This is a genomic window from Streptomyces sp. NPDC079167 (genome assembly GCF_040686735.1).
In the GTDB taxonomy this organism is placed as follows: domain Bacteria; phylum Actinomycetota; class Actinomycetes; order Streptomycetales; family Streptomycetaceae; genus Streptomyces.
The window spans coordinates 126,482-140,223 of the sequence record NZ_JBFBLO010000011.1; the positions used below are offsets into that span (position 1 = coordinate 126,482).

At 69.2% G+C, this 13,742-nt stretch carries 17 protein-coding genes and 1 pseudogene; 4 read left to right on the forward strand and 14 right to left on the reverse strand.

The window, feature by feature from the left end:
* The first annotated feature begins 122 nt into the window (after positions 1-122).
* Entirely contained in the window at positions 123-704 is a 582-nt protein-coding gene (locus tag AB0P41_RS23695; protein WP_356710898.1) for an N-acetylmuramoyl-L-alanine amidase, read from the forward strand.
* Positions 705-776: 72 nt separating this feature from the next.
* On the opposite strand, the pseudogene AB0P41_RS23700 reads toward AB0P41_RS23695, so the two are convergent.
* The 14 genes and pseudogenes from AB0P41_RS23700 to AB0P41_RS23765 all read right to left on the reverse strand — a co-directional run bounded on the left by AB0P41_RS23700 (position 777) and on the right by AB0P41_RS23765 (position 11,076).
* Positions 777-2,587, reverse strand: a pseudogene (locus tag AB0P41_RS23700) (serine/threonine-protein kinase).
* A 43-nt stretch (positions 2,588-2,630) separates the two neighbouring features.
* Positions 2,631-4,310 (reverse strand): MFS transporter, encoded by a 1,680-nt coding sequence (locus AB0P41_RS23705; protein WP_356710901.1) that lies wholly within the window; start codon positions 4,308-4,310, stop codon positions 2,631-2,633.
* A gap of 184 nt (positions 4,311-4,494) precedes the next feature.
* Complete coding sequence (locus AB0P41_RS23710) at positions 4,495-5,160, reverse strand: lytic polysaccharide monooxygenase auxiliary activity family 9 protein (RefSeq protein ID WP_365934216.1); 666 nt, start codon at positions 5,158-5,160, stop codon at positions 4,495-4,497.
* Between the two features lie 124 nt (positions 5,161-5,284).
* Positions 5,285-5,440, reverse strand: a complete 156-nt coding sequence (locus AB0P41_RS23715; RefSeq protein WP_167748664.1) for a DUF6131 family protein — start codon at positions 5,438-5,440, stop codon at positions 5,285-5,287.
* A 144-nt stretch (positions 5,441-5,584) separates the two neighbouring features.
* Positions 5,585-5,863 (reverse strand): gas vesicle protein K, encoded by a 279-nt coding sequence (locus AB0P41_RS23720; protein WP_356710905.1) that lies wholly within the window; start codon positions 5,861-5,863, stop codon positions 5,585-5,587.
* Positions 5,860-6,087 carry a gas vesicle protein gene (locus AB0P41_RS23725; protein WP_356710907.1) on the reverse strand — a complete coding sequence of 76 codons (228 nt, stop codon included), beginning with the start codon at positions 6,085-6,087 and terminating at the stop codon, positions 5,860-5,862. Before AB0P41_RS23725 ends, AB0P41_RS23720 begins: the two co-directional genes overlap by 4 nt.
* Before the next feature lie 2 nt (positions 6,088-6,089).
* Positions 6,090-6,908 (reverse strand): GvpL/GvpF family gas vesicle protein, encoded by an 819-nt coding sequence (locus tag AB0P41_RS23730; RefSeq protein ID WP_365934009.1) that lies wholly within the window; start codon positions 6,906-6,908, stop codon positions 6,090-6,092.
* A 22-nt stretch (positions 6,909-6,930) separates the two neighbouring features.
* The gene (locus AB0P41_RS23735; protein WP_356710910.1) at positions 6,931-7,263 is read right to left on the reverse strand and encodes a gas vesicle protein; all 333 of its coding nucleotides are present in this window, start codon (positions 7,261-7,263) and stop codon (positions 6,931-6,933) included.
* The gene (locus AB0P41_RS23740) at positions 7,260-8,339 is read right to left on the reverse strand and encodes an SRPBCC family protein (protein ID WP_365934010.1); all 1,080 of its coding nucleotides are present in this window, start codon (positions 8,337-8,339) and stop codon (positions 7,260-7,262) included. The genes AB0P41_RS23735 and AB0P41_RS23740 overlap by 4 nt, the downstream gene beginning before the upstream one ends.
* Before the next feature lie 6 nt (positions 8,340-8,345).
* Positions 8,346-9,260, reverse strand: coding sequence for a histone protein (locus AB0P41_RS23745; RefSeq protein ID WP_365934012.1), 915 nt, complete (start codon positions 9,258-9,260; stop codon positions 8,346-8,348).
* A 7-nt stretch (positions 9,261-9,267) separates the two neighbouring features.
* Positions 9,268-9,522 carry a gas vesicle protein GvpG gene (locus AB0P41_RS23750; protein WP_356710916.1) on the reverse strand — a complete coding sequence of 85 codons (255 nt, stop codon included), beginning with the start codon at positions 9,520-9,522 and terminating at the stop codon, positions 9,268-9,270.
* 1 nt (position 9,523) lies between these two features.
* Positions 9,524-10,273 (reverse strand): GvpL/GvpF family gas vesicle protein, encoded by a 750-nt coding sequence (locus AB0P41_RS23755; protein ID WP_356710918.1) that lies wholly within the window; start codon positions 10,271-10,273, stop codon positions 9,524-9,526.
* A 3-nt stretch (positions 10,274-10,276) separates the two neighbouring features.
* Positions 10,277-10,723 (reverse strand): gas vesicle protein GvpJ, encoded by a 447-nt coding sequence (gene gvpJ, locus AB0P41_RS23760; RefSeq protein ID WP_365934015.1) that lies wholly within the window; start codon positions 10,721-10,723, stop codon positions 10,277-10,279.
* 32 nt (positions 10,724-10,755) lie between these two features.
* Positions 10,756-11,076: a gas vesicle protein gene (locus tag AB0P41_RS23765; protein WP_356710921.1), complete on the reverse strand. Its 321-nt coding sequence runs from the start codon at positions 11,074-11,076 to the stop codon at positions 10,756-10,758.
* Positions 11,077-11,199: 123 nt separating this feature from the next.
* Here AB0P41_RS23765 and AB0P41_RS23770 point away from each other — a divergent pair, with 123 nt between their 5' ends.
* From AB0P41_RS23770 to AB0P41_RS23780, 3 genes are all read left to right on the forward strand, one after another.
* Positions 11,200-11,643: a hypothetical protein gene (locus AB0P41_RS23770; protein ID WP_356710923.1), complete on the forward strand. Its 444-nt coding sequence runs from the start codon at positions 11,200-11,202 to the stop codon at positions 11,641-11,643.
* 2 nt (positions 11,644-11,645) lie between these two features.
* Positions 11,646-12,656 (forward strand): PHP domain-containing protein, encoded by a 1,011-nt coding sequence (locus AB0P41_RS23775; protein ID WP_365934017.1) that lies wholly within the window; start codon positions 11,646-11,648, stop codon positions 12,654-12,656.
* Positions 12,657-12,767: 111 nt separating this feature from the next.
* On the forward strand, positions 12,768-13,730 hold the full coding sequence (locus AB0P41_RS23780; protein ID WP_356710927.1) for an iron-containing redox enzyme family protein: 963 nt from the start codon (positions 12,768-12,770) through the stop codon (positions 13,728-13,730).
* Positions 13,731-13,742 lie beyond the last annotated feature (12 nt).

The window sequence follows — 13,742 nt, forward strand, 5'->3', positions numbered from 1 at the left end:
GCGGAACGCGCGTTGCCGATGTGACCCGACGCGTACGGTCCTTCCCCGGGGCGGAACCGTACGGGTGGGGCAGGACGTGTTGTGCCGTAGACCGGACACACGTCCATCGCACAGGAGCACCGATGCAGCGCAGACGGATTCTTCAGAGCGCCGCGGTGACGGCCACCGCGGCGCTCCTTCCGGCCTCGGCCCGCGCCGCGGCCGTGCCGACGGCGGACACGGATTACCCCGGCGCCCAGTGGGCTCCGGCGTCCACGTCCAACTACACGGTGGCGAGCCGACCTTCGGAGTACTCCGTCGACCGCGTCATCATCCACGTCGCCCAGCAGACGTTCACCGAGACGATCGGCATCTTCCAGAACCCGCGCAGCGAGGTCTCCGCCCATTACGTGGTGCGCTCGGGGGACGGGCTCGTGGCCCAGTGCGTACGGGAGCGGGACGTCGCCTGGCACGCGGGGAACTGGGACTACAACACACGCAGTATCGGCATCGAGCACGAGGGCTGGGTCGACCAGCCGTCGTACTTCACCCACACGATGTACGAGCGGTCGGCGAGGCTCACGGCTGACATCTGCGACCGCTACGGCCTGCCCAAGGACCGCGCGCACATCATCGGCCATCACGAGGTGCCCGGCAGCGACCACACGGACCCCGGGGATCTCTGGGACTGGGTGCGCTACATCCGTCTCGTGAATCTGGCCTGACGCCCGCCTCGGCCGAAGGCGGGCGGCGAGGCCTCGAACGCCCCGCCGCCCGCCGGAAGGTGGTACGGCCCGTCAGACGCCCGCGTTGCGCCAGACCGTCAGGTCCAGGGTCATGTACTTGCTCGGTGAGTCCTCTGCCGAGAAGCCCTGCACCGTCACGAGACCGATGTGGCCGCTGCCCGTGAACACACAGACCTGACGGCCCTTCGACAGCTTCTCGGTGTCGATGTTCTCGGTGAACCTGGTGTCCGCCCGGCATGCCTCGAGCGAACCCTCCTGGGACGGGTCGAGCAGCACCAGCTTCCCGTCGGTGCTCTCCGCGTCGAGGTATCCGCCCGTGTCGTAGGAGAGTTCGTACCCGGCGTCCTCGCCTTCCTGGGGCCGTACGTCCTCGTCCGCGAGGGTCAGGTGGTAGCCGGCGGTGAGGTTGATGCCGTTGTATTCGACGGGCTCGGGGGCCGGCTTCTCCTCCGCGTCGTCGTCCGGGGTGTCCGCGGGCTTCGCGTCCGGGGCCGGCGTCCCGCTCGACGTCTCCTTCTGCCCGTCCTGGGGCGAACTCCCGCCCTGCGTCTGCTTCTCGTCGTCCTTGCTCAGCAGGTAGGCCGTGCCACCGCCCGCGATACCGAAGACCAGTGCGGCCGCGAGAGCGATGAACAGGGCGCGCCTGCCCGTGCCCTTCTTCGGCGCGGCGGCCTGGTTCACGGGGGCGGGCGCGGGCTGCCCGGGCCCGGGATACGGCTGCGAAGGCGAGGGGCGCTGGGTGGGTGCGTAGGCGTGGCCCGGCGCGCCGGACGGCTGCGTGGGGTGTTGCGGCTGGTGGGGCGGGTACGGCTGGGGCGGCCCGAAACCCGGGGGCGGTGTGGCCGGGGCCCGCGTGACCGGTGCCGGGGAGGCGGGCGCGGTGGGAGAGTACGCCGCTCCCGGGGCGGTGGCCGGGGGCGGTGGGGTCTGGACAGGAGCGGGAGCGGCCGCGCGCACGGTGATGTCGGCGGCCACCGGCGCGGGAAGCCAGTCCTCGGGACGGCGCAGGACCGTCTCCGCGTTCGCGGTGCGGCACAGTTCGATGATCTCGGCGATCGACGGTCTGCCCGCGGGGTCCTTGGTGAGGCAACGGGTGACGAGCTCCGTGAGCCGCTCCGGGACCCCGGTGAGGTCCGGTTCCTCGTGCACGATCCGGTAGAGCACTCCGTGCGAGGTCCCCTCACCGAAGGCCGGGGCGCCCGTCGCCGCGTACGCCGCCACCTGGCCGAGGGCGAAGATGTCGGTGGCCGGGGTCACCTTGCGCCCGGCGGCCTGTTCGGGTGCCATGAACGACGGCGTGCCGATGGTCACCCCGCTGCCGGTGAGAGAGGTCGCGTCGGCCGCGTAGGCGATGCCGAAGTCGATGACCCGGGGACCGTCGGCGGCGAGCAGCACGTTGGAGGTTTGAGGTCGCGGTGGACGATGCCCGCGCCGTGGATGACATGGAGGGCCTCCGCCATGCCCGCGATCAGCAGGAGCACCGCCTGTACGGGCAGTGCGCCGTGCGCGGCGACCGCGTCGGCTAGGGAGGGGCCGGGCACGTACGCGGTCGCGAGCCACGGCTGCGTGCCCTCGGTGTCGGCGTCGATCACGGGCGCGGTGAAGAGGCCCTGCACCCGCTGCGCGGACTGCACTTCCTGGGCGAAGCGACGCCTGAATTCCGCGTCCTCGCCGAATTCCGGGCGGATCACCTTGATCGCCACGGGCCGCCCGCCGGGCGTGTACGACAGATAGACCTTGCCCATCCCGCCCGCGCCGAGCTTGGCCGCGATCCGGTATCCGGCGATCGTGGCCGGGTCGTCCCCCGCCAGTGGCTGGAAGATCTGGGAGCCGTTGCCCCGGTCCTGCTGCTGACCACTCATCTACTTGAATCTCCCCCGAAGGACACTGATGGCGAACGGCACCCTATCCAAGTGGAGGGGAACCTTCGCCTCCGTCTCGTTCCCGTGTCGGAACTCCGGCGTCGCGCGCATCGCCGGCGCGGCCCGGATCCGCTCCCCCTCCGCCCTCGACCGGCTCCGGAGCGTCCTGCTCGGTCCCGGGCGGGCCCGTCGCGCCTCCGCCCCGCAGGCGTTCCAGGTCGGAGGACCGGACCTGGATGACCAGCAGGGCCACCAGCGCGGCGACGACGGAGAAGACGGCGGCGGCGATGAACGCGCTGGACACACCGGAGGCCAGGACCTGGTCACCCCACGGCGCGGGAAGCTCACCTGTCCGACGGAACTCGAGTTGCTGCGCGGGGGTCGCCTCGGCCAGGAAACGGGGTATCTGATCCGTCGCCTCGTTGCGGCTGGCCGTACCGAAGACCGTGACCAGGATGGACAGCCCCAGCGAACCGCCGACCTGCTGGGTCGCGTTGAGAACTCCGGACGCGGCCCCCGCTTCTCTGGGCGCCACACCCGAGACCGCCATCAGCGTCAGCGACACGAACTGCATGCCCATACCGAATCCGAAGACCAGGATGGGGCCGAGGATGCTGCCCAGGTAGGTGCTGTGGACATCGGTCTGCGTGAGCCAGGCAAGTCCCACCGCGGCCAGGATCGCGCCCGTCACCATGAAGGGCTTGGGGCCCCACCGGGGCAGCAGCCGCGAGGCGAGACCGGCGCTGATGGCGATGATCGCGCTCACGGGCAGGAAGGCCAGCCCGGCGCGCAACGGGCTGAAGTCGAGGATGTTCTGGACGAAGAGGGTCAGGAAGAAGAACATGCCGAACATGGCGGCGGCCAGGCTCAGCATCATGGCGTAGGCACCGGAGCGGTTGCGGTCGCCGAACATGCGCAGGGGTGTGATGGGCTGCCTCGACCGGCGCTCGACGGCCAGGAAGACCAGCAGGAAGACCACGGCGGCGCCGAAGGAGGCGATGGTCAGGCTGTCGCTCCAGCCGTCCTCGGAGGCCCGGATGAAGCCGTAGACGAGCAGCACCATGCCCAGGGTCGAGGTGAGCGCCCCGAGGAGGTCGAAGTGACCGGGGTGCCGCTCGGACTCCTTGATGTGCCGGGGCGTTCCGAGGGCGATCAGCAGGCCGATGGGTATGTTGACGAAGAGCACCCAGCGCCAGTCGAGCCACTCGACCAGCAGGCCGCCGGCGAGCAGACCGATCGCGCTTCCGCCCGCCGACACCGCGGCGAAGACACCGAACGCCCGGTTCCGCTCGGGTCCTTCGGGAAAGGTCGTGGTGATGAGGGAGAGCGCGGTCGGTGAGGCGATCGCCCCGCCGACCCCCTGCAGGGCACGCGCCGCGAGCAGTTGCCAGGAATCCTGCGAGAGGCCGCCCAGCAGCGAGGCCACCACGAAGAGCAGCACACCGAAGATGAAGACCCTGCGGCGCCCGAGGATGTCGCCCAGCCGCCCACCGAGCAGAAGCAGCCCGCCGAAGGTCAGGGTGTAGGCGTTGATCACCCACGACAGGCTCTCGGTCGAGAAACCGAGGGAGGACTGGATGTGCGGCAGGGCGATGTTCACGATGGTGACGTCGAGGACCACCATCAGCTGGCAGGAGGCGATGACGAGCAGCGCGATCCCGTTGCCGTGGCCCCGCTCCGGGGATCCGGCGGCAGGCGCAGACTTCGCTTGCGATCCGGTCATAGCACTAGACGCCAAACAAGTCAGGGGAGAACGGAAACGTTCACTCATCGACGTTAGGACGGCACGGACCGGACCGCCAATCGATCACCTGACGGACGTACACACGCTCGGACACGCGGTGGCCCGATGACCCCGTCGGCCAGGAACGGCCGACGGGGCCGGGGCCGGAGCACGGTGGTCCAGGTCAGGTGAAGTTCACGTCGCTGCAGAGGAAGTACGTCTGGTCCATGTGCGACGCCTGCCAGATCGTGTAGACCACATGGCGACCGCTGAGACCTGAGGTGCTCACGGGGATCTCGTAGTTCTGACTGGGGGCGTAGCTGCCCGTCTCCGCGACCAGTTGCAGGTCACCCCAGCCCAGCGCCTCCGCGGCCGGGTCGAAACCCTGCCGGGTGACGTACACCTGGAAGTAGTCGGCCCCGTGACTGGCCTGGTCGTACAGCTTCACGGTGAAGTCACCGGTGATGTCGGTGGTCTTCCACGCCCCCACGGTGTCGAGGGAGTTGTACCGACCACTCTCCGCCCGGCCGCCGCTACACAGCTGACCGTCGGGCACGGCTGCCGGGAAATTGCCGCCGGACCCGTTGCGGTACAGCCCGTTCCAGTTCCACATGGCGTTCGGGTCGGCCTGCCACGCCTGCCAGCACATGGGGTCTTCCTGCTCCATGGCCGGGTTCTGGAAGTCGTCACCCCAGCGCAGCCAGCAGCCGTAGTTGCGGGAGGCCGGGTCGACGACGGAGCCGTGGGCGCTCGCGGTGCCCGTCCATGGGAGGAGGCAGAGAAGGGCGGCGGCGAACACACCGCCCAGGCGCAGCACCCAGCCGCCTAAATTGACGCGGTCATGACACATCATGGTGTGATCTCCATTTCGACGGAACGTTCGAGGAGAGGTGCGGGGATCCATCGGCGTGGGAGCGCTCCCGCGCCACTTGGGCTTTGCCCCGCCACCTTCGCCTCAAACATGCCGAGACGCATCACCAGTAATGCCGGCGGCCTCCGACCGCGTGCCCCACGGCACCCAGGAGCCACAGGGCGAGCCCGATCACGAGCAGGATGATCCCGATGGTCCACAGGACGCCGACACCCGTCACCAGGCCGAGTATCAGAAGGATGGCTCCGATGATGATCATTACTACCTCCGGAACGAACGCCCCGTGCGGACATTGTGCGCATATATGAGCATATGCCTTCGTGGCCTCTACGCCCAGACACAAGGTCATTGAGTTGCCTCTGCCAACGACCCGGGTTCCGCCCGCGCGGGTGGCAGGAGCGCGTCAGTCGCGGGGCAGCAGGGTTCCCAGCGGGCCCAGGTCCAGGTTGAGGTCTTCGGGACGTACCCCGTGCTGTTCGCAGAGCTCCGCCATCCGCTGGTCGAGCAGCATGAGGGTGGTGCCGATCTCGTCCACCTGGCCGTCGGTGAGGTCCCCCTGATCGATTCGCCGGATGGCCTGCCGCTCCATCAGCTGACGCAGCAGTTCCACCACCGTCAGCACGAGGGCGACGAGATCGCGCCCCAACTGGTCCGAGTCGACGTCGAGTCGTGAAGTGGTCACAGTGGGCCTCCGTCCGCCCAGGGAGCCGGAACGCGTTCATTGACGGACGAGAGCAGGGCGTGGAGCGACAGCCGCACGAGCGGGACGTCCGCGATCGCGATCACCAGGTCACCGCTGATCACCACGCCCGTCGCCAGTACCCTGTCCAGCAGATCGACCAGCGGCACCCCGATGGGGCCGCTCAATGGCTCGGGGTTGTCCCAGGGCACCACCTCGCGGTCCATCCCTACACCTCACCGACGAAGGAGTACGGCACCCAGGGACCGGAGATGTCGATCCCGGCCCCGGTCGCGTCCCTCAGTGTCCGGGTGAGCTCCTGGAGCTCGGCTCCGCGGTGCTCCGCCACAAGGTACGTGGCATTGAGGACCTGGACGCGTCCCTTTCCCGCGAGGTCGGGAGCGTGCAGCCGCAGACGGCGCCCCGCGGCGGCCAGGTTCCCGAAGGCAGCATCCACCGTTTCGGCGAGCCGGAGCGCGTCCTCATGCCGCTGTTCGCGCCGGGCCTGCACTCCGCGCTTGCGTTCCAGATAGGCCAGACCGGCCCCGGGCGCCGGGCGGACACGTGTCGCCGGCGTCTCCGGCCGGAGCGGAACGGGGCTCGGGCCGGGGGCCGGGGAATCGGCCGCGTAGACCTTGACTCCCCATTCGGAGTGGCCCGCCGTGCGCTCCAGAGCGGTGCTGAAGCGGGCGGTCTCGCCGATGAGGGCCTGCCGGGCCCGGTCCTCGCCGTGGTACAGGGTGGCGAGCGGGAGCGGGACGGTGGGGGACGACGCGGCGGCTGCGGACACCACGTCGTGGTGCGCGCGGGCGTATCGCTCCAGCTCCTCCCGGTCCGACAGACGGGTCTGCCACACCTCGTCCGTGAAATCGGCGGCGCGGACGGTCTGGACGACCGCGGTCAGTTCGCCGAAACGCAGCAGGCGCAGTGGTCCGCCGGCCTCGACCCCCGGCAGATCCGCGAACGCCGCCGGATCCGGTGTGTCGCACACCGCGAATACGTAGAGGGCGCTTCTGTCCGAAGCCTGTTCGGAACCCCGCTCCGTCATGTGGTTCGACTCTCCCTGCTCGTCAGTTGTCCGACGTCTCGTCCGTCTTCGACTCGAGCGCTTCCAGACGCTCGCGCAGTTCGCGGTTCTCGTCCAGGAGGGAGTCGCGGGCAGCGCGCGAACTCAGCGCGGGATCCGTCTCCCACCAGTCGATACCGGCCTTCTTCGCGGTATCGACGGAGGCCACGAAGAGGCGAAGCCTGATGGTGAGCAATTCGATGTCGAGAAGGTCGATCTTGATGTCACCCGCGATGACGATGCCCTTGTCGAGGACGCGTTCGAGGATGTCCGCGAGGTTGGTGTTCGGCGGCCCCGGAACGGGGTACGCCTCCCGTCCGACGTCGAGCTCGGTCACCTCGACGCCCTCCGTCCGCGTCGCCTGGGGGCAGGTTCCTCTTCTTCCTCTTCTTCGGGCTCCTCGTCTTCGTCTTCTTCTTCCTCGTCCTCGCCCTCGTCCTCGGGTTCCTCGTCGTCCTCGTACTCCTCCTCGGGCTCCTCCTCGTCCTCCTCTTCTCCCCCTTCTCCCTCCTCGTCCTCCTCGGGGCCCTCCTCGTCCTCCTCGGGGCCCTCGTCGTCCTCCGAGTCCTCGGACTCCCCGTTCTCGGCTTCCTCCTTCTCCTCGGCCTCTTCGTGCGTCATGACGACTTCCCCGTCGCGGATCTCGCCGCGCCAGCCCTCGGGCTCCTCGTCGGTGAGCGTGACGAATCGCTGGAAGTGCTTGAAGTCGAGTCGCATGCGCCGGCCCTGCACGCGCCACAGGTTGCCGGTCTTCTCGAAGAATCCCGAGGGGTAGTACTCGATCACGAGAACGATCCGGGTAAGGCTCGGCGCCAGTTCGTGGAAGCTGACACACCCGCGTGTGGAGCCCTTGGCCCCCTCGGAGGTCCACACGATGCGATCGTCAGGGATCTGCTCCTGGACCGTCGCCTTGAATCCGCGCGAGGAAGGGCCGATCTTGACCTTCCAGTCGCTCGACATTTCCTCGTCCATCGAGACGCTCTGAACGCCCTTGGTGAAGCTGCCGAACTTGTCGTAACGCGTCCAGTAGTCGTACGCGTCCCGCAGCGGCACCCCCACGTCGAGGACCTCGATGATGTTCATCGATTTACCCCCGCCGGACTGGCTCTTGCCCTTCCCGCCTCCGAACGCGTCCTTGGCCTTGTCCACGACCTTGTCCTTGACGTCCCCTGCCTTCTCCGAGACGAAGGCCTTCACCGGGGAATCGCCCTGCATGACGCGAGAGGCGATCGACGGCAGTGAGCCGCCGTTCTCGGCGATATCGGTGAGCTGCCCGGTGAGACCCGTCAGCTTGTCACCGGCCTTCTGCGCGAGCTTCCCGGTCTGTGCGCCGACGAAGTTCGAGAGCTCCTCGCGAAGGCGGTCCATGCCCGAGGTTTCCGACTCGGGCTCGTCCTTGTCCGTCCTGGCCATAGCTGCCTACCTCCGCCGTGCGCCGCGCTGGGACGCGGTTCGCTTCGATGACGTCGCCTTCTTGCCTGAAGCGCTCTTCTTGGCCGCGGACTTCTTGGCCGGAGCCGACTTCTTGGCAGGCGCTCTTCCGGCTGCGGACTTCTTCGCCGGTGCCGACTTCTTGGCCGCCGCCTTCTTCTTGGCCGGTGCCGCCTTCTTCGCTGCCGGCTTCTTCGCAGCGGTCTTCTTGGCCGGTGCGGACTTCTTGGCCGGTGCGGACTTCTTCGCTGCGGGCTTCTTCACCGGTGTCTTCTCGGCGGCAGCCTTCTTCGCGGCGGGCTTCTTCGCCGCCTTCTTGTCGGCTGCCTCATCGGAGGACCTGCTTCTGCGAGGGCTCGGCCTCTGCTCCTCCGGCTGCTCCTCCTCTTCCGGTTCTTCTTCGTCTTCGTCTTCTTCTTCGTCGTCTTCTTCTTCGTCGTCCTGTTCTTCGTCGTCCTGTTCCGGTTCTTCTTCCTCTTCGTCCTCCTCCGGCTGCTCTTCCTCGTCCTCGTACTCCTCGTCCTCAGGCTCGTCCTCGTCGTACTCGCCCTCGTACGTGTCCTCGTCCTCTTCCTCGTCCTCGTCGCCGGACTTCCCCAGGCGTGCCGTCCGGTCACTGAGGGCATCGGCCAGTGAGTTCATGCCCCTGTCGGCCGCCGCTGTCAGTGCCTTCCTGCCGGAGTCGAGGACTTCGCCCTTCAACTGGTCCTGCAGGTCGGCGAACTGCGGCATCTCGCCCAGCCGGCGCATGCCTTCGGCGGCGAGCTGGCGCGGCTCCAGGCCGAAGCGCCTGCCTGCCAGATAGGTCGCGACGGAGAGCGCCACGCGCCCCTTCTTCGTGCGACCGAGTACGTATCCGCCCACAACTGCGGCGGCGAGCGTCACCTTTGTCTGATCTTCCATGAGTGAGTCACCTTCGATGGTTCGGCGCGGGGCGGGCTTGTCCGGCATAGAGCCGGTCGAGCAGCTCCGCCTCTTCCCGTTCGAACTCCTCCAGGCCGACGTTGCCGTCCTCCAGCTCCTGATTCAGCGCGGCGAGCTGGGCCCGGATCACACCCGGGTCGTGCAGCTCCCGGTCGGCCGCTTCGTTCACCTTCTCGGCGACCCAGATCACGCCGCGGACCGGCGCGAGGGGCAGCAGGATCAGGCCGGTGAACAGTCCCATGTCAGATCCTCGAGACCGTCGGCCGCGGAGCACGGGAGGGGACGAAGCTGTAGCAGGGCAGCGGACCCGCGACGCGTAGCTCGACGCGCTCCCTGTGCGCGTCGGCGAACCGCTGCGCCGTTGCCCGGAAGGCGTCGCTCTCCTCGCGGTCGACGAGAAACGACACGTTGAGCGCGCATCCGTGGACCTCGGGCCCCGGAGCCACCTCGCGGGCCATGGGCGTGAGCTGGTGAAGGAGCTTCTTCCCAGCCTCGGCCGCTCTGCGGGAGAGCGCCGTTGCCACGGCCTCACCGAGCCGGACGTTGGCCTCGTAACCGGGGCGGCGGCGGACCTCGTCGCGCAGGCGCCGTACGTTCTTCTCCTCGGCGACGACAGCTGCGAGCGCATTCTGGGCGGGTAGCGCCTTCACGTTGATCTCCACGCTCCGGTCGAGGTGGTGGAGGGTCGCCAGGTGCTCGCGCTCCGATCCGGCCAGCTGGGCTCGGACGGATGCCTCGTCCGGGGCGATCACGCCGAACCGCATGGGCAGCACGGGGCCGCCGGCCGAGAGGCGCAGCAGAAGGTCCTGGTGCGCCATCAGGTCCCGGCGACGCGCGCGCAGTTGCTCCGGGGCGTCGCTCACGACCGCGGTGACACGCCCGTCACCGACCAGCCGCAGCCCGGCGGGAGGGCTGCCCACGCCGGCCGCGTCGGCCGGGAGCTCCGCTCCTGCCAGGATGATCGCGTACACGTACACGCGGCTCTCGGTCACGGCTCACGCCTCCGCGCGTTGGCGTCGGCTCGACCCGTCGCGGGCGGGCGCACGGCGCTTCCTCGGCCGCTCTTCCTTGTCGTCGTCGTCATCGTCACCGCTCCCCACCGCCTTGCGGACGGAGTCGCCGACGGACTCCGCCGCCTTGCGCACCTTGCGCTTGCCCACGGACTTGGCGGCACGTCCGCCGAGCAGCTCGGGGATGGTGGTGCTGCCGGAGTCGCGCTCCAAATCGAGCCTGTTGCACGCCTCGGCGAAGCGCAGGTAGGTGTCCACACTCGCGACGACGATGCGCGCGTCTATCTTGAGGATCTCGATACCGACCAGCGACACCCGGATGAACACGTCGATGACCATGCCGCGGTCGAGGATGAGTTCCAGAACGTCGTAGAGCGTGCCGGCCCTCGGCGGGCACGGGGCGACTTCGTCGGCGTACATGGTCGTGGTCATGGAGCGTCCTTCCGGGTGAGAGGCGAAACGGGTCATTCGTCGGCGGAGCCGCGCCGGTAGCGGCGGACCCTGCTGTACTCCATGAGTTCGCCCCGCTCATCGATCTGCACCTCGTAGGAGGCCAGCAGGCTCGTGGTGTCCGGGATGCGGGGTACTTCGAGCACGTCGACGACGACACACCATCCGTCGTCGTTGCGCCGCACCGCCGAGACCCCCTCAGCGGGGTGGCAGATCAGTCTTTCCAGGCTCTCGCAGGCAGCACGGGCAGCGTGCTCGGGGCCGCGTCGGGACGAGGAGCGTGGGGCTGCCGTTTTCGTTGTGGGCCCGGATCGGGCGCGACGGTTCTCTGCCATGAGATCCAGTCTGATCAGAATCGGTCGCGCCGCACCTCGGCGGACGGGGGCGGCCGGGGAAGCTCTCACCCTTTCGCCGTTCCGGCGGGACGCAGCGCCCGGGAGGCGTGCACAGTCGTATGCATGAGTGAGAGCCCTGGCCCCGACGGGCCCGAGGAAGAGCACGTCCGGCCGTCCGGAGCCGACGACACGACCGTCGAGGCGCTCGGAGCGCTGACGGAGGCATTGGAAGGGGTGGAGCGCGCGCGTGGGCAGCTCTACGGTTTCCACCAGCTCACGGGCGGTGCGGATCTGACGCTGGACCGGGCGGTCGAGCTGCTCCGGATGGGTGGTCACGCGGACCAGGCCGACCTGGTGGAGCGGGAGATCCTGGGCCGTAACGTCATCCCCGGCTGCTGGACCTTTCAGATCGTGGAGGCGTACGACGACACCTACTACCGGCCGTTCGTCGCGGTCGAGGAGCGGGTGCGACGGGAGCTCGTGGGCGGGCGGCGCCATCTCTACGAGGCTGAGATGAAGGAAGCCCGCCGTACGCACGGCCATCCTCATCACACCGCGCGGCCCTGACGATGAATCCGGCTGACGCGCTGCGGCGGATCGCGTTCCTCCTGGAGCGGTCCCAGGCGGCCACGTACCGGGTGAAGGCCTTCCGCACGGCGGCGGAGGCGATCGGTTCCATGGACGGCGAGGAGGTCGCCCAGCGGGTGGCGCACGGTTCCCTGGAGACGGTGCGCGGCATCGGGCCGAAGACGGCCAAGGTGATCCGTGAGGCGGTGGAGGGGGCGACGCCCGGGTATCTCGAAGAGCTGGAGGAAGAGGCCTCCGTACCGTTGGCCTCCGGCGGCGAGGCGCTCCTCGCGGCCCTTCGCGGGGACTGCCATCTGCACTCGGACTGGTCCGACGGGGGAAGGCCGATCGCGGAGATGGGCCGCACGGCGGCCGGGCTGGGCCATGAGTGGGCCGTGCTCACGGACCACTCCCCCAGGCTGACCGTGGCCAACGGGCTCTCGACCGAGCGCCTCCTCGATCAGTTGTCCGTGGTGGCGGAGCTCAACGAGCGGTGGGCGCCCTTTCGTCTGCTCACCGGGATCGAGTGCGACATCCTCGACGACGGCTCGCTGGACCAGGACCCGGACGTGCTGGCGCGGCTCGACGTGGTGGTGGTGTCGGTCCATTCGAAGCTGCGCATGGACGCGGGCGCGATGACGGAGCGGATGCTCGCCGCCGTACGCAATCCGCACGCGGACATCCTGGGGCACTGTACGGGCCGGCTCCTCGGCGGGAAGAAGCGTCCGCAATCGGAGTTCGACGCGGACCGGGTCTTCGCGGCGTGTGCCGAGGCCGGGACGGCTGTGGAGATCAACTGCCGCCCGGAGCGGCTCGATCCCCCGCGTGATTTGCTCCGGCGGGCGGTCGCGTCGGGTGCCCTCCTCTCGATCGACACCGACGCGCACGCCCCGGGGCAGCTGGACTGGCAGGTCTACGGGTGCGCGCGGGCGGAAGAGTGTGGAGTACCCGTGGACCGCGTGATCACCACCTGGCCGATGGAACGGCTCCTGGACTGGACAGCGCGGACATAGGGCGCCGCCGACGGCCGCGTCCCTGCGGACAGGCCGGTCGGGGACGTTCGGCGTACAGTCGATCACGGTTGTCCGTGTGACTCCGGGGCTTGCCGGGGCAGGAGGAAAACCATGTCACGTCAACGCACAGGACCTTCACTTCCACGAGGACGCGGCGCGCTGTCCGCAGGGGTCATCGGCTACCTGCGGGACGACGGCGTTCTGCCGGACCCGGCCACCGCCGGGGCTGCCGAACCCTACGGCGACGACCTGCAGCTCGCTCTGTACGTCTGCTACGAGCTGCATTACCGCGGGTTCAGCGGCGTGCGCCCCGAGATGGAGTGGGATCCGCCCCTGCTCGCCGTACGCGCGGCTCTGGAGGACCGCTTCCTGACGGCTCTCCGGCGCGACGCCCCGGTGGACGCGGGGCTGGACGAGGTCCTGGACGGTCTCCTCGTCGAACCGGTCCGTGGCTCCGGCGTCTCGTGGTTCCTCCAGGACCGGGGTGAGCTGCGCCATCTGCGCGCGTACGCGCTGCAGCGTTCGCTGTACCACCTCAAGGAGGCCGACCCGCACGCCTGGGTGCTGCCCCGGCTCAGTGGACGGGCGAAGGCGGGTATGGCGGCGATCGAGTACGACGAGTTCGGCGCCGGGCGCGCCGACCGCGTCCACGCATCGCTGTTCGCCGGCCTCATGACGGATCTGGGCCTCGACACGGCGTACGGCCGTTATCTGGACGAGGGCTGCGCGCCCATGCTGGCCCTGGTGAACGTCATGTCGCTCTTCGGCCTGCACCGCCGGCTGCGCGGTGCCCTGGTGGGCCACTTCGCCGCTGTCGAGATCACCTCGTCCCCCGCGTCCCGGCGCCTCGCCGACGCGATGAAGCGCACGGGCGCGGGCCCCGCGGCGGAGTTCTTCTACACCGAGCACGTCGAAGCGGACGCGGTGCACGAGCAGGTGGTGCGCCGCGAGGTGATCGGCGGTCTGCTCGAGGACGAACCCGGACTGGCGGCCGACATCGCGTTCGGCATCACCGCCACCTCATTCCTCGAGGACCGGCTCGGCGACCGGCTGCTCGCGGACTGGCAGGCCTGAACCACCGCCCTG